This is a genomic window from Flavobacterium sp. LPB0248, assembly GCF_013388355.1.
In the GTDB taxonomy this organism is placed as follows: domain Bacteria; phylum Bacteroidota; class Bacteroidia; order Flavobacteriales; family Flavobacteriaceae; genus Flavobacterium.
Genome location: NZ_CP058246.1, coordinates 1,668,714 through 1,690,967 on the forward strand (window position 1 = coordinate 1,668,714; position 22,254 = coordinate 1,690,967).

The 22,254-nt window shown below is 33.2% G+C and carries 21 protein-coding genes; 18 read left to right on the forward strand and 3 right to left on the reverse strand.

The genetic code is table 11. From position 1 onward, the window contains the following. Positions 1–140 precede the first annotated feature (140 nt). The 9 genes from miaB to LPB248_RS06920 all read left to right on the forward strand — a co-directional run bounded on the left by miaB (position 141) and on the right by LPB248_RS06920 (position 12,203). Positions 141–1,586: a tRNA (N6-isopentenyl adenosine(37)-C2)-methylthiotransferase MiaB gene (miaB, locus tag LPB248_RS06880; protein ID WP_177210780.1), complete on the forward strand. Its 1,446-nt coding sequence runs from the start codon at positions 141–143 to the stop codon at positions 1,584–1,586. Positions 1,587–1,725: 139 nt separating this feature from the next. Beyond that, positions 1,726–2,985: a sigma-54 interaction domain-containing protein gene (locus LPB248_RS06885; RefSeq protein WP_177210781.1), complete on the forward strand. Its 1,260-nt coding sequence runs from the start codon at positions 1,726–1,728 to the stop codon at positions 2,983–2,985. A gap of 90 nt (positions 2,986–3,075) precedes the next feature. Continuing rightward, the gene (locus LPB248_RS06890; RefSeq protein WP_177210782.1) at positions 3,076–3,579 is read left to right on the forward strand and encodes an LptE family protein; all 504 of its coding nucleotides are present in this window, start codon (positions 3,076–3,078) and stop codon (positions 3,577–3,579) included. Positions 3,580–3,687: 108 nt separating this feature from the next. Then, complete coding sequence (locus LPB248_RS06895) at positions 3,688–5,409, forward strand: tetratricopeptide repeat protein (protein ID WP_177210783.1); 1,722 nt, start codon at positions 3,688–3,690, stop codon at positions 5,407–5,409. Between the two features lie 3 nt (positions 5,410–5,412). Next, positions 5,413–5,757, forward strand: a complete 345-nt coding sequence (gene secG, locus LPB248_RS06900; RefSeq protein WP_177210784.1) for a preprotein translocase subunit SecG — start codon at positions 5,413–5,415, stop codon at positions 5,755–5,757. Between the two features lie 143 nt (positions 5,758–5,900). Then, complete coding sequence (gene groES, locus LPB248_RS06905; protein WP_008467105.1) at positions 5,901–6,176, forward strand: co-chaperone GroES; 276 nt, start codon at positions 5,901–5,903, stop codon at positions 6,174–6,176. Between the two features lie 76 nt (positions 6,177–6,252). Then, entirely contained in the window at positions 6,253–7,884 is a 1,632-nt protein-coding gene (groL, locus tag LPB248_RS06910) for a chaperonin GroEL (RefSeq protein ID WP_177210785.1), read from the forward strand. 407 nt (positions 7,885–8,291) lie between these two features. Then, a complete protein-coding gene (locus LPB248_RS06915; RefSeq protein ID WP_177210786.1) occupies positions 8,292–9,491 on the forward strand; it encodes an ectonucleotide pyrophosphatase/phosphodiesterase in 1,200 nt (399 codons plus the stop codon). 348 nt (positions 9,492–9,839) lie between these two features. Next, complete coding sequence (locus tag LPB248_RS06920) at positions 9,840–12,203, forward strand: hypothetical protein (RefSeq protein ID WP_177210787.1); 2,364 nt, start codon at positions 9,840–9,842, stop codon at positions 12,201–12,203. 176 nt (positions 12,204–12,379) lie between these two features. On the opposite strand, the gene LPB248_RS06925 is transcribed toward LPB248_RS06920, so the two are convergent. Then, positions 12,380–13,909 carry a SulP family inorganic anion transporter gene (locus LPB248_RS06925; RefSeq protein WP_177210788.1) on the reverse strand — a complete coding sequence of 510 codons (1,530 nt, stop codon included), beginning with the start codon at positions 13,907–13,909 and terminating at the stop codon, positions 12,380–12,382. 248 nt (positions 13,910–14,157) lie between these two features. After that, positions 14,158–14,403, reverse strand: coding sequence for a hypothetical protein (locus LPB248_RS06930; RefSeq protein WP_255463036.1), 246 nt, complete (start codon positions 14,401–14,403; stop codon positions 14,158–14,160). An 81-nt stretch (positions 14,404–14,484) separates the two neighbouring features. On the opposite strand from LPB248_RS06930, the gene LPB248_RS06935 reads away from it, so the two are divergent. Together LPB248_RS06935 and LPB248_RS06940 are read left to right on the forward strand one after the other, a co-directional pair. Then, positions 14,485–15,567 (forward strand): sensor histidine kinase, encoded by a 1,083-nt coding sequence (locus tag LPB248_RS06935; RefSeq protein WP_255463037.1) that lies wholly within the window; start codon positions 14,485–14,487, stop codon positions 15,565–15,567. Then, entirely contained in the window at positions 15,543–16,256 is a 714-nt protein-coding gene (locus LPB248_RS06940) for a LytR/AlgR family response regulator transcription factor (protein WP_177210789.1), read from the forward strand. Before LPB248_RS06935 ends, LPB248_RS06940 begins: the two co-directional genes overlap by 25 nt. 140 nt (positions 16,257–16,396) lie before the next feature. Here the strand turns inward: LPB248_RS06940 and LPB248_RS06945 are convergent, their stop codons facing one another. Further along, positions 16,397–16,819 carry a helix-turn-helix domain-containing protein gene (locus LPB248_RS06945; RefSeq protein ID WP_177210790.1) on the reverse strand — a complete coding sequence of 141 codons (423 nt, stop codon included), beginning with the start codon at positions 16,817–16,819 and terminating at the stop codon, positions 16,397–16,399. 332 nt (positions 16,820–17,151) lie between these two features. On the opposite strand from LPB248_RS06945, the gene LPB248_RS06950 reads away from it, so the two are divergent. The 7 genes from LPB248_RS06950 (at position 17,152) to LPB248_RS06980 (ending at position 22,174) form a co-directional block, all read left to right on the forward strand. Then, a complete protein-coding gene (locus LPB248_RS06950) occupies positions 17,152–17,616 on the forward strand; it encodes a hypothetical protein (protein ID WP_177210791.1) in 465 nt (154 codons plus the stop codon). Positions 17,617–18,238: 622 nt separating this feature from the next. Continuing rightward, positions 18,239–19,486 carry a TMEM143 family protein gene (locus LPB248_RS06955; RefSeq protein ID WP_177210792.1) on the forward strand — a complete coding sequence of 416 codons (1,248 nt, stop codon included), beginning with the start codon at positions 18,239–18,241 and terminating at the stop codon, positions 19,484–19,486. Between the two features lie 2 nt (positions 19,487–19,488). Then, on the forward strand, positions 19,489–20,004 hold the full coding sequence (locus LPB248_RS06960; RefSeq protein WP_177210793.1) for a DUF2199 domain-containing protein: 516 nt from the start codon (positions 19,489–19,491) through the stop codon (positions 20,002–20,004). Between the two features lie 46 nt (positions 20,005–20,050). Continuing rightward, complete coding sequence (locus tag LPB248_RS06965; protein WP_177210794.1) at positions 20,051–20,515, forward strand: DUF962 domain-containing protein; 465 nt, start codon at positions 20,051–20,053, stop codon at positions 20,513–20,515. 101 nt (positions 20,516–20,616) lie between these two features. Then, positions 20,617–21,123, forward strand: a complete 507-nt coding sequence (locus LPB248_RS06970) for a hypothetical protein (protein WP_177210795.1) — start codon at positions 20,617–20,619, stop codon at positions 21,121–21,123. Positions 21,124–21,280: 157 nt separating this feature from the next. Further along, positions 21,281–21,469, forward strand: a complete 189-nt coding sequence (locus LPB248_RS06975; RefSeq protein ID WP_177210796.1) for a hypothetical protein — start codon at positions 21,281–21,283, stop codon at positions 21,467–21,469. 153 nt (positions 21,470–21,622) lie between these two features. After that, positions 21,623–22,174 (forward strand): GNAT family N-acetyltransferase, encoded by a 552-nt coding sequence (locus tag LPB248_RS06980; protein ID WP_177210797.1) that lies wholly within the window; start codon positions 21,623–21,625, stop codon positions 22,172–22,174. Positions 22,175–22,254 lie beyond the last annotated feature (80 nt).

Here is a 22,254-nt window from a genome sequence, read left to right on the forward strand (position 1 = left end):
AGCTGGAAATAGCTTCTAATTATCATTAAAAGCCCACAAAACACTGGCTGTGAACATTTCTCAAAACATTGTTAATTCTTTATCTGACATCTTGTCATATTAGATTCAATTACCCTATCTTTGCACTTTGAATTTTTACAATGGAAAAGATTATTGAAGAAAGCAAACAAGGCGAAAGTCTTGTTTTGGAAAATAAACCTGAGAATACTAAAAAACTATTTATAGAGAGTTACGGCTGTGCGATGAATTTTTCGGACAGTGAAGTAGTAGCTTCCATTTTGTCTGACGGAGGTTATAATACCACTTCTGTTTTAGAAGAAGCCGATTTGGTTTTAGTGAACACTTGTTCTATTCGCGATAAAGCAGAACAAACTATTCGCAAGCGTTTAGAGAAATATAATGCAGTAAAGCGTACTAATCCGAAAATGAAAGTGGGCGTTTTGGGCTGTATGGCGGAGCGTTTGAAAAGTCAGTTTTTGGAAGAAGAAAAAATAGTTGATCTTGTGGTTGGGCCAGATGCTTATAAAGATCTTCCGAATTTATTGGCTGAAGTTGAAGAAGGCCGTGACGCCATTAATGTAATTTTATCAAAAGAAGAAACGTATGGAGATATTTCGCCTGTTCGTTTAATGAGCAACGGAATTACAGCTTTGGTTTCAATCACTCGTGGATGCGATAATATGTGTACATTCTGCGTTGTACCGTTTACACGCGGACGTGAGCGTAGCCGTGAGCCTCAAAGTATTATGAATGAAATTAAAGATCTTTGGGAAAAAGGCTTTAAAGAAATTACACTTTTAGGACAAAATGTTGACAGTTACCTTTGGTACGGTGGCGGGTTGAAAAAAGATTTTGTAAACGCTTCTGAAATGCAAAAAGCAACTGCGGTCGATTTTGATCAATTGTTAGAAATGGTTGCTGTTGGTTTTCCTAAAATGCGTATTAGATTTTCGACTTCAAATCCGCAGGATATGCACGAAAGCATTTTGCATGTTATTGCGAAATATCCAAATATCTGCAAACATATTCACTTACCGGTTCAGTCTGGAAGTAATAGAATTTTAAAAGAGATGAATCGTCTGCATTCTCGTGAAGAATATATGGCTTTGATTGATAAAATTAGAGCTATTATTCCAGATGCTTCGATCTCTCAAGATATGATTGCTGGTTTCCCAACAGAAACCGAAGAAGATCATCTAGATACAATGAGTTTAATGGAATATGTAAAATATAATTTCGGTTATATGTATTCGTATTCTGAGCGTCCAGGAACTTTGGCTGGAAGAAAAATGAAAGATGATGTCGAGGAAGAAACTAAAGCAAGAAGATTACAAGAAATTGTCGATTTACAACAAAAACATGCTTGGTTTAGAAGTGAGGAATTTGTTGGAAAAACAGTTGAAGTTTTAGTAGAAAAAGTTTCTAAAAAATCTAAAGATGAATTCTCAGGAAGAAATTCTCAAAGTATTACGGTTGTTTTCCCTAAAGAGAATTACAAAATTGGAGATTTCGTAAAAGTAAAAATCACAAGCTGCACAAGTGGAACTTTAAAGGGTGAAGCAGTAGGATATTCTGATATGAATTAAATTGTTTCAGGTTTCAAGTTTCAGGTTATTTCCGTAACTTGAAAATAAAAATCTGAAACAAAACTATAAGCCAAAAGTTTAAAAGTTAAAGGTTAAAACTTGAAACCTGAAACAAACAAAAACTTTGAAACAAAAAACTATGGAAACAGTTCAAGCAATAAAACAGCGATTTGAGATTATTGGAAATGATCCGAAATTAAATCGCGCCATTGAAAAAGCCATTCAGGTTGCTCCAACTGATATTTCGGTTATGGTAACTGGGGAAAGTGGTGTTGGTAAAGAAAATATTCCAAGAATTATACATTCGCTTTCGCACAGAAAGCATGGTAAATATATTGCTGTCAACTGCGGTGCAATTCCGGAAGGAACTATTGACAGTGAACTTTTTGGTCACGAAAAAGGTGCATTTACAGGTGCAACAAGTACTCGTGAAGGTTATTTTGAAGTGGCTGACGGCGGAACAATATTTTTGGATGAAGTTGGTGAATTACCCTTAACAACTCAAGTTAGATTACTTCGTGTTTTGGAAAATGGTGAATTTATAAAAGTAGGTTCTTCTCAGGTTCAAAAAACAAATGTGAGAATCGTTGCAGCAACAAACGTGAACTTATTTAATGCAATTGAAAAAGGTAAATTCCGTGAAGATTTGTACTACCGTTTAAGTACTGTAGAAATTACTTTACCTCCTTTAAGAGAAAGGAAGGACGATATTCATTTGTTGTTCAGAAAATTTGTGGCTGATTTTGCCCATAAATACAAAATGCCGCCTTTAAGACTGGACGATGATGCTGTTCAGCTTTTACAAAAATTCAGATGGAGCGGAAACATTCGTCAATTACGAAATGTAGCTGAGCAGATTTCTGTTTTAGAAACAAATCGCGATATTAATCTAGCTACTTTACAATCGTACTTGCCTGCTGAAGGAAGCAATTTGCCTTCTGTTATTAACGACAGTAAAAAAGAAAGCGACTTTAGCACCGAAAGAGACATCTTATACAAAGTGCTTTTTGATATGAGAAGTGATCTGAACGATTTGAAAAAACTGACTTTAGAATTGATGAAGAATGGCACATCTAAAGTTCAGGATATTAATCCGAATCTGATTCAGAAAATCTACGGAAATCAGCAGAATGACAGCGAAATTGATTTTGAAGAAGAACCAAGAACCGCTGTTATGACAACACCTGCTGTTCGTGAAGATAATTATCAGATGCAAGATGACAATTACTTGTTTGCTGAAACTATCGAGGAAGAAGAAGTTTTACGTTTAGAGCAAAAAGAAATCGAAATGATCAAAAAATCATTAGAAAAAAACAAAGGAAAACGTAAAGCTGCGGCAGATGAACTAGGTATTTCTGAAAGAACTTTGTATCGTAAAATCAAGCAATTCGACTTATAATAAATCTCAAATTTTAAATTCCAAATCCCAAATTAGTATATTTGGCGAAATTTGAAATTTCAAAATATTGGAATTTGACTAATATACATTATGAAAAAAATATATTCTCTTTTTGCACTTTTAAGCCTTTTTATGTTGAGTGGCTGTTCTGTTTACAACTTTACAGGAACTGGAAAAATCGATGCTAAAACATTTCAAGTTAACTTCTTTCAGAATAATGCTGATTTAATTGAACCTGGAATCGACAGAACTTTTACTTTGGCTTTGCAGGATTTGATTATGAATCAAACCAATTTAAACTTAGTCAGTAATGGAGGTGATTTGGTCTATGAAGGAGAAATTACAGATTACAGAATTACTCCAATGACAGCAACTGCCGATCAGCAGGCTGCTCAAAACCGTTTATCGATTCGTGTCAACGTACGATTTATGAATAAAAAGAAAGAAACAGATGATTTTGAGAAATCTTTTGAATTCTATTATGATTTCCCCGGAAGAGATTTACCAACAGGATCTGTTTTAAGTGAAGCAATCAGAGTTATTTTTGAAAGAATTACACAAGATATCTTTAATGAGTCATTAGCAAAATGGTAGTTTTGCCTGTTTGTTTAATCGTTAAATCGTAAAACCGTTTAATCGATAAAACAGCCAAAAACAAATAAACGATTAAACAATTAACCGATTAAACAAAAAAAACAAATAATGAACGTCAGCGATTATACCTACTTAATGAACAAACCCGATGCTATTACTGAAAAGCAGGCGGATGCATTAGGCAGTGTTTTGAATGAATTTCCGTATTTTCAAAGTGCACGCGCATTGCGATTAAAAGGACTTTACAATCAAAACAGTTTTAAGTATAATTATGCTTTAAAGGTAACAGCAGCGCATACTGCTGATCGTTCTGTTCTATTTGATTTTATTACTTCTGAAGCTTTCACTTCTATTCAGAATGATTTCTATGAACAAAAACTGAGAGATCTTCTTGAAATTACTGTTTTTGACAGCGAAATCATTTCGCCTGAACAAATTCAGAAAGCTATTGAAATAAAAACAGACGTTGAAGAACAAGCTGTTTCTGAAATAACAAAAGAAACACCAATTTCTACTATAGAGACTCCTTCATTTACAAAAATCGAAGAGCCAATTAAAACGCAGGAACCAGTAAAAGCGGAAGAACCTGTCATCATTGAAGAACCTAAAAAAATTCCTGAAATTGACCCTTCTATTTTTCTGGTTATAAAAGAAGCACATTCTGTTACTTTTGAAAAACCAATAATAGTAGAAGAGCCAAAAAAACTTCCGGAAATAGATCCGTCTATTTTTCTTGCTATTAAAGAAGCGCATTCCGTTAGTTTTGAAAAACCAGTAATCGAAATAGAAAATAAAATTGATGTTGTTGATTCAGTCTCAAATATTGAGAAAGAAAATGAAATCTTATCAGAAGAAGAAATAAAAGAAGAAACGATAATAACAGAAGAACCTAAAATAGACCGTATTGAAAACTCTATTTTAAGCTCTATTAAAGTTTCTGAAACTCCTTCCATAACTGAACCTGAATCTATAATTACAGTTGAAGAGCATAAATTTGATCGTATTGAAAATTCTATTTTAAGTTCGATCAAAGAATCAGAAGCCGCAACTACTGAACAATCTGCAAAAGCTGAGGAAATAAAAGCTGAACCTATTATAGAAGAGCCTATTTTAAATTCGGTTGAAGAAGAGGAAGACGATAGCGTTATCGAAGAAATGATTATTCCAGAATTTAAAATGAATTCTGTTGAGCGATCTATTCTCTCTTCGATTAAAGAAGCTGAAACAAAAAAACCTGAAGAACCAAAAGAAGCAATTCAAGAGGTTATCAAAGCTGAGGATCGCGAAGAAGATAAAAAAGAAGAAATTAGAGAGGAAAATGAAGAGCCGATCGAAGAAATAATCGAAGAAGAAGAGCCTAATGAACCTGCAAAAACGGCTGCTGAACATTTAGAAATTGGAAAACCTTTGGATTTTTCTCTTAGCGAAAAACATTCGTTCCAAGAATGGCTTCAATTATCTCGAACAGAACCAATTGACCGCTCAAACGAACTTTCTCCAGAAGAACAAGCAAAAATTGAAGCTGCTAAAGAAGAAGAGAGACAAAAGAAAGCTGAAATTATCGATAAATTTATCGAAACCAATCCGAAAATATCTCCAATTAAACCTGGAACAAGTGCCCCAGTCGTTCAAATTGAGGCCACTATAGAGGACAATTCGTATTTAATGACCGAGACTTTGGCCAGAGTATATCTGGAACAAAAGAAATATACAAAAGCAATTCAAGCTTATGAAATATTAATTTTGAAATATCCAGAAAAAATTACTTTCTTTGCAGACCGCATATCGGATATAAAGATTTTACAACAAAATAACAATAACAATAATTAAGTAATGAGCACATTTTCAATTTTTTTAGTTTTAATCACAATAGTTTGTTTTCTATTGATCGTAGTTATCATGGTACAAAACCCTAAAGGAGGCGGATTGTCTTCTACAATCAGCGGAACGCAGATGTTAGGTGGAGTACAAAAAACAACTGACTTTTTAGACAAAAGTACTTGGACTTTGGCTACTGTTTTAATTGTGCTAATTTTACTTTCAAGCTTAAGTTTCTCTGGATCTTTAAGCGATACTGAATCTAAAATCATTGATAAAACTGAAGCTCCTGTAAATGCACCTGCAGCTCCAGCACAAGGAACTACTCCTGCGCCTGCGACACCTGCACCAGCAAAATAAAAAGTAGCTCGATATACAATCTAATGCCAGCCTGTCAAAGCTGGCATTTTTTTTAAGAAATAATGTCAGTTTTTCTAGCATGGCACAGTTTCTGAAAGTTTATAGAACAGAAAAAAACGTATAACTTATAATAATATAAAATCATGGCTTTAAACATTAAACCGCTTTCAGACCGCGTACTTATTGAGCCTGTTGCAGCTGAAACTAAAACTGCCTCAGGTATTTTTATTCCTGATACTGCCAAAGAGAAACCTCAAAAAGGAACTGTAGTTGCAGTAGGAAACGGAACTAAAGATCACACTATGACTGTAAAAGTTGGAGATACTGTTCTTTACGGTAAATATGCTGGTACTGAATTAAAATTAGAAGGTACTGATTATTTGATTATGCGTGAGGACGATATCCTTGCAATTATCTAAAAATATATTGTATTGGGTATGAAGTTAAAGAACTTCATTTAACTTGAAACAAATCAAACTTTAAACAAAAATTAAAATGGCAAAAGATATAAAATTTGATATTGAAGCACGTGACGGATTAAAACGTGGTGTTGATGCATTAGCAAATGCTGTAAAAGTAACTCTTGGACCAAAAGGTCGTAACGTAATTATCGGAAAATCATTTGGTGGACCAACTGTTACTAAAGATGGTGTTTCTGTTGCAAAAGAAATCGAATTAAAAGACGCACTAGAAAATATGGGTGCGCAAATGGTAAAAGAAGTAGCTTCTAAAACTAATGATTTAGCTGGAGACGGAACTACAACTGCTACAGTTTTAGCTCAAGCTATCGTAAAAGAAGGTCTTAAAAACGTTGCTGCAGGTGCAAATCCAATGGATTTAAAACGTGGTATCGACAAAGCTGTTGAAACTATTGTGGCTGACTTAGCAAAACAAGCTAAAGTGGTTGGAAGTGATTCTGACAAAATCAAACAAATTGCTTCTATCTCTGCTAACAATGACGAAGTTATTGGTGAATTAATCGCTACGGCTTTCGCTAAAGTTGGTAAAGAAGGTGTTATCACTGTTGAAGAAGCTAAAGGAACTGATACTTTCGTTGACGTTGTTGAAGGAATGCAGTTTGACAGAGGATATCTTTCTCCTTACTTTGTTACAAATCCAGAGAAAATGGAAGTTGAATTAGATTCTCCATACATCTTATTATACGACAAAAAAGTATCTTCTTTAAAAGAATTACTTCCAGTTTTAGAGCCAGTTGCTCAATCAGGAAAACCATTATTGATTATCGCTGAAGATGTTGACGGAGAAGCTCTTTCTACATTAGTAGTAAACAAATTAAGAGGTGCTCTTAAAATTGCTGCTGTAAAAGCTCCAGGTTTTGGAGACAGAAGAAAAGCAATGTTAGAAGATATCGCAATCTTAACTGGTGGAACTGTAATTTCTGAAGAAAGAGGTTATACTCTTGAAAATACAACTATCGAAATGTTAGGAAACGCAAAAAGAGTTTCTATCGATAAAGACAATACAACTATCGTAAGCGGTGCTGGTGAAGCTGATATCATCAAAAACAGAGTAAACCAAATTAAAGGTCAGATGGAAACTACTACATCTGATTACGATAAAGAAAAATTACAAGAGCGCTTGGCTAAATTAGCTGGTGGTGTTGCTGTTCTTTACGTTGGTGCTGCTTCTGAAGTTGAAATGAAAGAGAAAAAAGACAGAGTTGATGATGCTTTACACGCAACTCGTGCTGCTGTAGAAGAAGGAATCGTTGCTGGTGGTGGTGTTGCTTTATTAAGAGCTAAACTTGCTTTAGCTGATTTAAAAGCTGATAACGCTGACGAAGCAACTGGAATCCAAATCGTTTCTCGCGCTGTTGAGTCTCCATTAAGAACTATCGTTGAAAACGCTGGTCTTGAAGGTTCTGTTGTTGTAGCTAAAGTTTCTGAAGGTTCAGGTGATTTTGGATACAATGCAAAAACTGACGAATATGTAGATATGCTTACTGCTGGAATTATCGATCCTAAGAAAGTAACTCGTGTAGCTCTTGAAAACGCTGCATCTGTTTCTGGAATGATCTTAACTACAGAATGTGCATTAATTGATATTAAAGAAGAAAATGCTGGAGGCGGAATGCCAATGGGTGGCGGAATGCCAGGAATGATGTAATTCATTCTCTTCTTAAAACTTAAAAGCGCTGGATTTACTTCTAGCGCTTTTTTTTGTTTTGTTCGCCACGAATTCACGAATTATTTTTTCAAATCTGTGTGTTTATTTTTTGCCACAGATTTCACTGATTTTGGCAGATCTATGCAGATTAAAATTTAAAAAAATCTGCTTAAATCTTTTTTAAATCTGCGTGAAAATTTACTCTCACAGATTTCGCAGATTTTATTTTAATCCTTTTAATCTGTGTAATCTGTGGCTAATAAAAAGATACAGATTATAAAAAAAATAATTCGTGAATTCGTGGCTATTCTCCTCTGTCAAGTCGTGGCTAACTTTTTATTTAACATTCTCTTTTTCTTTAAAAAATATGTTATCTCTACCTTTGCAATTCTATTTAAAATTGCACAATGAGAAAATTCACAACTCACTTTTTATCTTTTACATTTTTACTTCTTACTACTTTTTTACAAGCCCAAAATAGCAAAGACAATTATGTAGTTTTAGTTTCTATGGATGGCTTTCGCTGGGATTACGGCAAACAATTCAATCTTCCGAATTTGAAGCAAATTGAAAAAGAAGGCGTTCATGCAAAATCAATGAAACCTTCATATCCTAGTAAGACTTTCCCAAATCATTATTCGATTGTAACAGGACTTTATCCAGATCATCACGGAATCATCAATAATGTTTTTTATGATGCTTCTTTAAACCAGTCTTTCTCATTATCAAGCAACGCAAAAAATGATTCGAGATTTTATGGCGGAAATCCGATTTGGAATTTAGCCGAACAGCAAGGCGTAAAAACAGCCTCTTTCTTTTGGCCAGGTTCTGATATTGACAAAAGAAATCCGAGTTATTTTAAAAATTACGACGGTAAAATTCCATACGAAGCTAGAATCGATACAGTTATGAAATGGCTACAGCTTCCCGAAAAACAACGTCCGCATTTGGTGACTTTATATTTTGATGAACCAGATCATACAGGTCATAATTTCGGTCCACTTTCGCCTGAAAATAAAAAAATGGTCATCAAGATGGATTCTATAATGGGTGAAATATCTCGAAGATTGGATCAATTACCTATTGGAAAACAAATCAATTTAATCATCGTTTCAGATCATGGAATGGCCGATATTAGCAATGATAAAAAAGTAGCCGTTTTAGATTATCTAAAGCCGGAATGGTTAGGTTACAAAGACGTAATTAATCCGATTATGAGTTTACAGGCAAAACCTGGCTATCAAGATTCTATTGCTACTGCTTTGAAAAAAGTGCCTCATATTAAATTCTGGAAATCGACCGAAGTTCCCGAAAGACTGCATTACGGCACGAATCCGCGTGTGCATGATTTTGTCATTGAGGCAGATAAAGGTTGGAGTTTAGTAAGCAAAGAAAGCACACATATAAAAGGCGGAACTCACGGTTATGATAATAACGAAAAAGACATGCATGCTATTTTTTACGCAAAAGGCCCTGCTTTTAAAGTCAATAAAAAGGTGAAAACGTTTCAGAATGTTTCCGTTTATCCTTTGATTGCTCATATTCTTGGCCTACAAACGGGTGAAATTGACGGAAAATTGAGTGATGTTGAGTCAATGCTTCACTAAATTAGATAATGTGTCAATTTGATATTTAGATAATTTGACAATGATTGTCAACCTGAGCAAAGTCGAAGGGCGCTTCAATCGGCACGTGGGCTTCGACTCCGCTCTGCCTGACAAAAAGATAGATATAAACAATAGACCCGACAGGTTTTAAAACCTGTCGGGTCTATTGTTTGCTAACATATATAAAATTTGGTCAGTATAATTATTTAATTGACAAGCTTCACATTACTTGAATTATTTTGTTAAAACTTTAAAAATATTATGAATCTTTTAACCATTTCAGGACACCATTCCAATTAATTTTATAGCTCCATTATAAGTATCATAATTGCCTAATATTTTCTATTTATGAAATTAATCATCAGGTTTTTTAGTTTTCTATTTTGCCTTCAATCTTTTGCACAGGCTATATCCAATCAAGACAAAATTACCAAATACCTTAATGATTATTTTTCTCAGGATCGCGAGGTTATTCATGTACAATTCAATAAAAATCTTTTTACAAATAATGAAGATATTGCCTTCAAAGGATATATTCTCAGTAAAAACTATAACATTCCAAACAGCAATACTACAAATGTTCAACTAATCGTTTATAATGGCGAAGACCAAATCGTTCAGAAACAATTACTTTTTGCGCAATATGGCGTTTTTTCTGGCGGAATTCATTTAAACGAAAAATTTAAATCTGGCAAATACCATTTTCATTTCTACACAAACTGGATGAATAATTTTAAGGAAGACGATTCCTTTAATGAGACAATCGAAATTATTGATAAAAACGTTCCGTATGCATTTCAAACCACTGAACCTAATTGGAAAACAGCAGAGGTAAACTTGTTTCCGGAAGGAGGAATTATCTTAAATGATATTATTAATACTATTGGAATTAAGATTACAGACTGCAATAAAATAGGAATAGAAGTGGCCGATGGAGTTATTTTGGATTCAAAATCAAATGAAATTACTCACTTTCATACCAACCAAATGGGAAATGGGGCTTTTTACCTAAGAGCCGATTTAAACGAAAAATATACCCTTAAAATAAATACTGATAAAGTAAAAATAACACAGCCTCTAGGCAAAATTGCAGAAACTGGAGTTATTTTAAGTGCTCCTAATAATCCCGCTAGAAACAATTTGCTTGTTGTTTTAAAGACAAACGAAAAAGGACTTCAATCGTATCAAAATAAAAAATTCACCGTTCTGATTCAACAAAATGGAAATTCAATGCAGCAAGAAGTCAGCTTTAAAAATAATAAAACGGAGCAGCCTTTTTATTTCGATAAAAAATATTTGCCAAATGGAGTAAATGTAATCAGAGTGTTGGATGAAGATTTAAATGAAATCACAGAAAAGCTAACCTATATTGAAGAAAACAAGATTCCGTCTACAACATTGGAAGCAAAAATAACATCTAATGACAGCATTCTATTATCTGGAAAAACCGACGTTAATAAAGCAGATTTAAGCATTAGTGTTCTTCCCGAAAAGAGCGTATGTTTCAATCAAAAAAAGACAATTTTAAGCACTTTTTACCTAAATGCCTATTTAGAAAAACCTGAAGCTGATACCTATTTTTATTTTAATCCAGAAAATAAAACTCGAAGACAAGACATAGAACTATTGCTGCTCAATCAGAGCAGAGGAAAATATTTATGGGAAAATATTAAATCAGGTACTCCAAAAATTAGTTTTGAGTTTGAAAAAGGAGTTCCTATAAGCGGAAAAGTAGAGAAAGAAATAAAACCGAATTCTAAGAATAAAATTTCTCTCGTTGCATTAAAAAACAATCAATTTGATCAAACCAATATAGATCAGAATAATGATTTTAAATTTGAACATTTTTTTGTCCAAGATTCAACTGTTTTGGCTTTACAAATGACCAATGAGAAAAATGTTGCTTTAACCACAAAAATAGAAGCTCGAATAGCTCGAAATGAACCTCGATTTGTTTTGGGACCATCATTTGAAAAAACATTTTGTCCCATTTTAAAAGCTTCTGAAAATGTTTTTAATTTTCCGCCACCCAAAACGAAAGCTAGCGAACTAAAAGAAGTTGCAATAAAAAACACTTTCAAAAAAGAGGTTTTTACTCATAAAGACGACATGAGCCCTATGGCCAAAGCTTTTAAATTTGATGGCAAAGAATTTAGAACTGTATTGAGTTTTCTATCTTCAAATGGCTATGAAACGGGTATTAACCCAACTGATTATAGCGTATATATAAGAGAAAGAAGAAGTTCTTATCTTGGCGAATCTGCGAAATCTCCAAATGTATATATTGACAATCTTTTAGTATTCGATTTCAATCAACTCTTCAATCTTACATTAGATCAAATAGATGAAATTTATATTGATCAGACTGGAAGTTCTGACACTTCTACGATAGGACACGGTACAATTAAAATTTTCATGAAAACTGGACAAAAAAACAATTATTTCAAACCAAAATTCACAACATTTATCGTAACAAAAGGCTTCGCAAAAGATTTTAATTATAAAACAGTTCCATTTGAAAATCAAGATGAATTTAATTATTTCGGCACATTGAGCTGGATGCCAAACATTGAATTAAATGATCGTTCAGATTATCAAATTAAAATTCCAAAGAATCAGCAAAAAGAAATACAGGTTTTAATTGAAGGATTTACTGATAACGGACAATTGATCTCAGAAGTGAGAAAAGTTTCGGTTGAAGGAGTTTTTTAATGTGGCAATTTGAAAATGTGTCAATTAGAAAATACGGCAATTAGATAATTTTATTGATGGTTTATAATTGTAAAAACGCCAGCAATACGGCTTATACACAACGATAAAACAATTCTCTAATTTTCTAATTGACACATTTTCTAATTTTCTAATTATCAAATTGGCACATTCTCTAATTAACTAACCACTTTATAAGTTGGATCTTCAATAACATTAACATTTATAACCGCATCAGCATTTTTTAGCAATTGCCTGCAATCGGCACTTAAATGCTGTAATTCTACTGTTTTATTGAGCTGATTGTATTTCTTAGTCAAATTATTTAAAACTTCTATTGCCGACATATCTGAAACACGGCTTTCTTTAAAATCTATTATAATATGATCTGGATCGTTCGGAATATCAAATTTTTCTAAAAAAGCTGCTGTTGAACCAAAGAATAAGGGTCCATAAATTTCGTAATGTTTTATTCCGTTTTCATCAATATAATGTCTTGCGCGAATTCGCTTAGCGCTTTCCCAAGCAAAAACCAAAGCCGAAATAATTACGCCAATTAAAACCGCCAAAGCCAAATTATGCAACACAATCGTAATTACAGCCACTAGAATTCCAACAAAAATATCGTGTCGTGGCATTTTATTAATAATCCTAAAACTTGCCCATTCAAAAGTCGTAATCGCCACCATCATCATTACACCAACTAAAGCCGCCATTGGCAGTTTCCCGATTACAGGAGCTCCAAAAAGAATAATCAATAAAATGGTCAGCGCTGCAATAATTCCCGAAAGTCTGGCTCTTGATCCTGCACCAAGATTTACTAAAGTCTGTGCAATCATTGGGCAGCCTCCCATTCCGTAGAAAAAACCATTTAAGATGTTTGAGCTTCCTTGTGCGATACATTCTCTATTGCTGTTTCCTCTTGTTCCTGTGATTTCGTCAACCAAATTCAGCGTAAGCAAACCTTCCGTCAAACCAACAGCCGCAACAATGACCGAATACGGAAATATCACTTTTAAAGTTTCAAAAGAAAATGGAATATTTGGAATATGAAATGGAGGAAATCCGCCTTGAACCGAAGCGATATCTTCTACTGTTTTGGTTTCAATATTAAAAACAATTACCAAAGCAAAAACGACCATAATAGCTACTAAAGATGCAGGAACCGCTTTTGTAATCTTCGGAAAAATTAGAACAATGGCAATAGTCAAAGCGACCAAACCCAACATAATATATAGCGGAGTTCCTTGAAGCCAAGAAACCTGTCCGTTTACAACTGTTTTAAACTGCTCCAACTGCGACATAAAAATGACAACTGCCAAACCGTTTACAAAACCAAACATAACGGGCTGTGGAACTAACCGAATAAATTTTCCGAGTTTAAAAAGTCCGATACAAATCTGAACGACACCGCCAAGAGCTACAGCAGCAAAAACATATTCAATTCCGTGCGATTTCATTAAAGCGATCAAAACAATGACCGTTGCTCCTGCTCCGCCCGAAATCATTCCAGGTCTTCCGCCAAAAATAGCCGTAACCAATCCTGCAATAAAAGCAGCGTATAAACCAACCAATGGCGGAAATCCAGCCAAAATAGCAAACGACAGCGATTCTGGAATCATAGTCATTGCAACAGTTAAACCTGCTAAAATTTCGTTTTTATAGTTGACTTTCTGGCTAAAATCGAAGAGTTGGAATGCTTTTTTCATGGGCACAAAATTAGAAAAATAATATGCAAAAAAGCACAAACCTTTTCGTAATGAAAAAGCAGTAATGATAGAAGAATTTAAACAGCTTGATTAAGTTAGCTGTTCTAAAAGAAAAAGGAAAATCGAAAGTATAAAACCGATCATTTCTGTATTTAATTTTAAATTAAAATATTCTGCAAAATACTTACAAAAAAAGCAAATACAGCTGCGTATTTTTACCTGATTTAATTTTGAAGTTATTTTAAATATTATTCTAATCTTATGCAAGTATAACCTAAGCGAGAAACATGATTTGCGACGTTATCACACTGCAAATCAAAACCTTCAATTCTTAAAATTTTATCGCAGTCTTCCAAATCAAAATTAATTTTATATTCTGGAAAATGCTTTTGCATCATTGCGATGACATGATCTCGATCAGATTCATTCTGAACATTTGTTTTAAAAATCTCCACGATCATATCGGCATCTTTTAATTCTTTAAACTGGTACATTTTTATTTTTTTTAAAAGAGTATAGAAATTCGAATTCAAAAATAAAGGAGAAACCGCTATTTTAACAGCAATTTTATACCAATGGCGTACGATTTATACGAATGGCGTTGGTATAAATTTTTCTTTATAAATACTTACAAACTATACGATTGTATTATTTTTGCCACTATGACAATTGCAAAAATCTACCAGAATTTTTTTCTACGAAACCTAATCGTAAACACACTTGTTTATTTAGTTATTTTCGCCTGTATTTATGATGAAGTAAAACTCGACGGACATAGCTGGACTTTTATTCTCAGCAAAATTGCCATGGGCTATTTTCCGTGTATTGTCTGGATTACGATTTTTAACATCTGCATCATTAAGCCTTTTTTATTTCATAAAAGGTTCAAAATCTTTTTCACGCTTCTAGCGGTGTATTGGACTTGTTTTTATTTCTTCATGAATTGGTTTCTTCCGCTTGTGGAATTAGGAAATTTAAAAGCCCTTCAGATTGTATCGCTTATTATAAACGGCTGTTTTTTTTATTTCCTGCATATTGTTATTAGCAAAAAAATGAGCCAAGCCGATAAAGATATTATGAATTTCAAATCGGAACTTTCGTTTTTAAAACAGCAGCTCAATCCGCATTTTTTACTCAATGCAATGAATAATCTTTACGGAGAAGCCTTGGCAGAACCCGAAAAAGTTCCAGATCGAATATTGAATCTTTCAGACATGCTGCGTTATCAGATTGAAGCTTCTAAGAAAGATTATGTTTTAATGCAGGAAGAAATTGCGTTTATAAAAAAATACATTGAATATTACACGTTTAGAAACGAAAGACTAGCTGTAACGCAAAAAATTGAAGGTGTTCACGATCAAATCGAAATTCCGCCTTTGTTCTTTCTGCCTTTGGTAGAAAATGCGGTGAAATTTTCTGCCGAAACTGCCGAACCTTTTATCAATCTTGATTTGAAGGTAAATTGCCGAAGCGTTACTTTTACTTTAAAAAACAATTATCTCGATTCGGGATCACGTCTTTCGAGCACCGGAATTGGAATTGAAAACCTAAAAAGACGTCTAGAAGTATACGGCCTAAAACACGATTTGAGCTGCAAAAAAGATAAAGAGATGTTTATCGTAAAATTGAATATATGGCACTTACCTACCGCTGTCTAATAATTGATGACGAATCGCCGGCGCATAAAGCCTTGATTTCGCATATCTCCAAATTTGACGAACTGGAACATTCTGGAAGTGCTTTTAATGGTATGGAAGCCATAAAACTGCTCAACGAAAACCAATACGATATTATTTTTCTAGATATTAATATGCCTGTAATTTCAGGTGTCGAATTAATGGAACTTCAGCCCAAACGCCCCATTACAATTGTGACAACGGCTTATTCTGACTATGCGCTTTCGGCCTATCAAAACGATGCGATCGATTATTTAATGAAACCCATTTCGTTTGATAAATTCTCAAAGGCAATCGAAAAAGCCAAAACATATCATTCTGGAAATAATCTTAAGAAAGAAAGTAGCGACGACGAAAAAGTACTTTCGTACCGCTCCAACGGTCAAGTAATTGAAACGCCTCTTTCTGATATTTTATACATCGAAAGTTTGGGCAATTACATGAAATTGTACAATTGCAAACTAAAATCTCCTATTGTCATTTACGGTTCGCTCGCAAGTATAAGCGCCGAAATTGATTGTGCACATTTTCTGCAAGTACACAGATCTTATATTGTAAATACAACTAAAATTTCTGCTGTTACGACCAAAAATCTCACAATGTCAAATGGCGATATTATTCCTGTGGGAAGAAAGTATCAGATTCTGTTGAACAATTTGTCAATGAGATAATCTTTTTTAATGAGATAATTTGTCATTTTGGATAATTAGATAATTTTTGAGAAGTATTTGTATATATTTCAGGAAAAACAGAAACAAAAAAAAGAGACTTTTAAAGTCTCTTTTTTTTGTTTATAATATTTTATAAAATCCTATTTCTCTTTAAGCAGCTTTTCCAAATAAGAAATTTTCTCTTTTTCAGATTCTAATAAACGCTCATAAAGTTTCTTATTTTCATCATAAGATTCAATCAGCTTTTCGATTGGATTGAATGAACAATTATTATTTTGACCAAAAGCGCCATTACTATTTGCAAAATTAGGTTCGTTAAAAGTATTAAAGTAATTGAATACCCCTTCATCACTAAAATTCTTAATGGTTTCTACAGAAACGCCTAAAGCTTCAGCAATTTTATTTAGTCTTTCGTCGTCGATGGTTTCACTTCCTTCAAGAGTAGAAACATATTGCTGGCTCATGCCAAGGGCAATCGCTAGTGCTTCTTGTTTCATACCTCTAAACTCTCTAATTCGGCTGATATTTCTGCCAATATGTTTTGGTTTTGTTGCTGTGCTCATAATTCAAAGATATTTAAAATTCTTTAAAGTTTTTTATTTCAATAAAACACCTTTCTAACAAACAAAAGTATCGTTTTTCTCACAACTAAAAAAGCAATACGCATTTCCTTTTTGTGCTAAATCTAATACAAGACCAAAATCTCGAATCGCACGTAATTACAGGGATTTCAGATTTTAGCAATCGTTATTTTTATTTGTTTTAAATCAATGTCAATTGTGTAAAATTGGGATTTTGTGAATTATTTTCTTAAAAAAAATCGCAAACCAAGAAACTTTTCTTACTTAATTATTTAAATTCGCGCCAACCAAACCACTAAGCTATTTACAAACCAATGAGCATTTTTAATTTTTTTAGAAGATCAGATACAAAATGTCCGAGATGTCTTGGAAAAAGATTTGTTGATTGGGATGATATCCGCCGTTTAAACCGTCAATTAAAATGGGTTCCAGCGCCTTGCGCGTATTGCGATGCAACAGGAAGAGTGCCCAAAGAACTGCTTTCTAAAGTTGCTGTCGACTGCATGTATCTCACAATCGATTTGCCAGAATCTGTAATCGAAAAAATAAAAGAAGGCGATCTAGAAACAGTCGAAAAAGGAAAACAGCGCGAACGTTTTGTAGATCATCTTATACAATATGCAGAGCATCATTACCTCGCCCAAAATCTTGATGCCGAAAGTATTGCCAATCTGTATTTAAACTTCGAAGCCGAAAAAGCTCCTTTTGCAGTTACTAAAGAAGAATTAATAAAATATATTCAAGGTGTAATCGAATTAAAGAAATCGGTATTGCAATAACCTTTGCGCTCTAACTATTCAAAATCTTTGACCATTTACAAAAACAGGTATAAATACTCGTAGCCATCATTTTGTTTTGTGTTAATATTGTAGTGAATAATTTTTAGTTTAGGCAAGGTTTTCTAATAGAGAGCTTTTTAATTTTTTGTCACTTTTTTTTTGGAACAGAAAGTGGAATTTCAAATCGCTGGTACCGATTGGAAATTTCACTTTTTTTTGTTTACCATCCTGAGGAACGAAGGATCACACTCGGGAATTGACAAAGTCTGGTGACTCTCTATGCGGAGCGACTTGTGTGATCCTTCCTTGCGTCAGTATGACAAAACTAATAGCCCTTAATAAAGAACATCCGCACTATTCTGTCATCCTGAGGAACGAAGGATCACACTCGGGATCGACAAAGTTTGGCGACCCTCTTTGCGGAGCTCCTTGTGTGATCCTTCCTTACGTCAGGATGACAAAACTATGAGGAAATTACTATCTAATTATCTTTGCGGAGCTACTTGTGTGATCCTTCGTTCCTCAGGATGACAAACCTCTGTTGCTTTGTACCTCTGCACCTTTGCTCCTCAGAAAAAAGCACTATTTTTGCGTTCTGTAAAAGCCACGAAATAAAGTCCGCATGACTAGAGAACATTATATTCCGTTTAACAAAGAATTCTTATTAGAAAAGCAAATTGCTGCGTTTGCCGAAAACGCACAAAAGGCTGATGATTTTAAAAAGTTATTCGAAATTATCGAACATTATTATCATTACGAATCTTTTAATCTTAACCGAAATCTAAAACAGCATTACGCGCTTTATGATCCCGATTTAAGCGAAAAAGAACGTGAACAGTTTATCAATAAAAGCGATTTTCCCGTTTTTAAAGAAACATTACTGAAAGTTCTCGAGCGTGGTAATTATTACAGAATTAATCAACAAGCTTTAAACGATGCTTTTAACGAATCTGATTTGATTGGATTGCATCTTTCTATCGATTTTAATGCTTTTAAAGATTTCGAACTTTATGCACGCGGACATCATAAAGCGAAAGAAAAGATCAAAAAATACTTTTTCTGGACCAAAGAAGTTGAAATTGAATATTATGATCGTGTCTTAATTTACCTCAATTACAGCGAAGCAGATTACCTGAAAGAAAAGAAAGTCAAATTAGGTAAAATGCCAATTGATCCGGGTTCTATTGCACTGAAAATTTTTAAGCGTGTTCCTAAAAACGATCTTGAAACTATTTTCCCGAATGCTATTCCGAAAATGTCTCTCAAAGATAAATTGCTGCTTTGGGTTCCAGGTCTTTTTGGCGGACTTTCTTTATTAAGCGCCAAAGTAATTCCAGCCTTGATTAATATGTATGAAGCTTATCAGACTGGAGAAACAATCGATTTACTAAACAGTAAAACTTCTTTAAATCAAGGTTTAATTGCATTAGGAATTTTAGGTGCTTATTGTTTCCGTCAATACAACAACTTCGTAAACAAGAAAATTAGATATTCTAAAACACTTTCTGACAGTTTGTATTTTAAGAATGTCGGCAACAATAGCGGTGCGTTTTATTCTTTACTAAATTCTTCAGAAGAAGAAGCCTTGAAAGAAACTATTCTTGCTTATACATTTTTACACGAAAGCGAAGAATCGTTAACAGCCGAAGAACTAGACAATCAAATTGAATCTTGGTTTCAAACCAAACTAAATACCGATTTAGATTTTGATGTAAACGATGCTTTACTGAAACTAAAAAGTATAGGATTAGGAACAGAAACTAATGGAAAATGGGACGTGATTCCGTTAAATGAAGCGCTTATCGCTATTGATGAGTTGTGGGACAATGTTTTTCAATACAATCAAAATGCAAATGCTCTAAAATACTAAAAATGTATACTTACAAATGTTCTTGCTGCGGCGAAGTTTTTGACGAAATGCCTTTGTCTTTTGGAAACGAATTTCCTGCTTATTATTTTGCTATTCCGCCAGAAGAAAGAGAACAACGAATTGAATTTGGAGGAAATTGGTGTTATGTAGATGAAGAACATTTTTTTCATCGTGGAAGATTAACAATTCCGATAATCGACTATCATGAAGACTTGGTTTTTAATGTATGGACAACAATAAGCGAAGAAAATTTTTGTCTTCGAATGGATTTATGGGAAGATCCAAATAGAATTCACCAAGAGCCTTATTTTGGATGGATGCAGACTGATGTTCCTACTTACGGCAAAACCATATCTCTAAAATCAATCGCCATTGAACAAGGTTTAGGATTAATTCCAGAAATAAAAATGATTGAAGAAAATCATCCTTTAACCCTAGATCAGGAAAACGGAATTACTTTAGAAAAAGCCATTTCGATTGTAGATGAAATAATGAAAATTCAGCACGGTAAAAGCTAAAAGAAATTTTATTAGATTTACGCATCTAACCCTAAAACCACAAACAATGAGAACATTAGACCAATGGTTTGCAGAATATGCCGTAAGTCATCAGAACCCAACCAATAAAGCGATTCACTACATTTGCGTTCCCGCAATTTTCTTTTCTATCGTTGGCTTGTTAATGAGCATTCCTAGCGGAATTATTGCCCATACTTTAAACCTAAATTTACCTATTATCGAAAACTGGGCTTTTGTGGTTCTGCTTTTTGTATTGGTTTTCTACATTAGATTATCGGTTGCAATGGCTATTAAAATTGCTTTGTTCTCGGGAATCTGTTTAATCTTAAATTATTATATCGGACAAGTTGTACCGTTGTGGGCATTCTCAATCGGCGTTTTTGTTATCGCTTGGATCGGACAATTTTACGGGCATAATATTGAAGGCAAAAAACCTTCTTTCTTAAAAGATCTTCAGTTTTTATTGATTGGTCCAGCTTGGGTTGTTGAGAATTTGTTTTCTAGGAAATAAATCATTTCGAAATAATGCCACACTGCGACGAATAATCAAAAATAAGGATTATCTTATTTTTTGAAATAAAAATGTACTTTTGATATATCTAAAATAAAATTATGATAGAGTTAATCTGGGGAATACTAAACCTTGCACTCGTTTTAGTGCTTATTATTTTTAGTGCAAAAAAAGCAGTAGAGATTCGTAAAAAAGTTGGCTTATCCGTTGCCATTCTCTTTTCTTTTTTTGCTTTATCTTTTATCACAAGACCAGGCAATGAACAAAAAGATAAAAAATTTGAATTTGAAAATAGCGAAACCGAAAAACAATCTTCAAATCGCAATACTTATCTTTCAAAAACTACTCTTGAAGATGATCTCTTTTCAAAAATCGAATTGTACGTTATTTGCGATGGCGAAAATGCTCGTTCAGCATTGATTCCAAGAACTGGATACTCTTTTGGTACAGAATGGTCTACAGAGTACATTACTATAAATAAAACCAAACAGAAAAACACCTTTGAATATCAAGCTGGAGGAACTAGAAAATGGATACTTCTTGGTATTGACATATATTCAGAGTATAAAGAATTTAGCGGAATAAGCAAATTTAAACCCTCTTTATAATATTCTTTAAATTCTAAATCAATTCTAAAAAAATATAAGGACAAGGAAGAATGTTATCTTTTTTGTCCTTTTCATTTAAAAAAGCATTTCTAAATAGTTTAAAAATTCAATCTATAAAGCGAAATCTGAAACATCTCTAACAACCAACAATCTAATTATGGAAAATAAAAACCAACCTATTACATTTGTATTTTGGGTAGTAGCCATCATTTTAGGCGTCACTTTATACAAGCAATTTGATTTTAAGAATCTAAAATTTGAGAATCCAGCAATGGCAGTTATCTATAGCATTGTCTTTGTATTTTCGGTTTATTATATCATTAAAAATTCTGGAAAGAAGCAGTGAAATAAAAATCCTTATTTTTGAAAATAAAACCCGTGACGTTTATCAGACATCTATCCAGCTTGGATTAATATGCTTGATGTAGTAATTATAACTTATTTAGTATCAAACGAAAGTCAAAATTTCACATAAAAAAATAATCAAAAAAATTGCAGAATGGAATTGAATTTTAAAGATTTCCCTTTACTAATTACCGAAAGATTAATATTGAGAAATATTGAAAACACGGATGTTATTTTAATTCATAAATTACATTCTGATGCAATTGTAAATGCGTTTGTTGGAAGAGACAATTCGTCAAGCTTAAAAAAAGCAGAAGAATACATAATTAAAATGCAAAATTTAATAGCGAAGAATGAATGCATTTATTGGGTCATAACCGAAAAAGGAAATAACAACCTAATTGGTTCAGTTTGCTTATGGAATTTTGATATTGAAAATGAAATTGTAGAAATAGGATATGAAATGTTAAGTGAATTTCAAGGAAAAGGAATAATGACCGAAGCAATCAAAAAAATTATAGAATATACATTTCAAAAAATAAAAGCAAAAATAATAACTGCTTTTCCATCTTCTGACAATATTAATTCTGTATCAATATTAAAAAAATTGAACTTCGAACTGGAAAATAAAAAGTATAATAATACCCATCAGAATATAAAAAATCTGGTAACTTACACTTTAAGAAACAATCAAATTAATAAGTAGAATTGCCAAGGTTCGAACCAAAATCTCCATTAATCATAGGCATTTTTAAACTAAAGAAAATTTAAAAAATTTTTCAAACC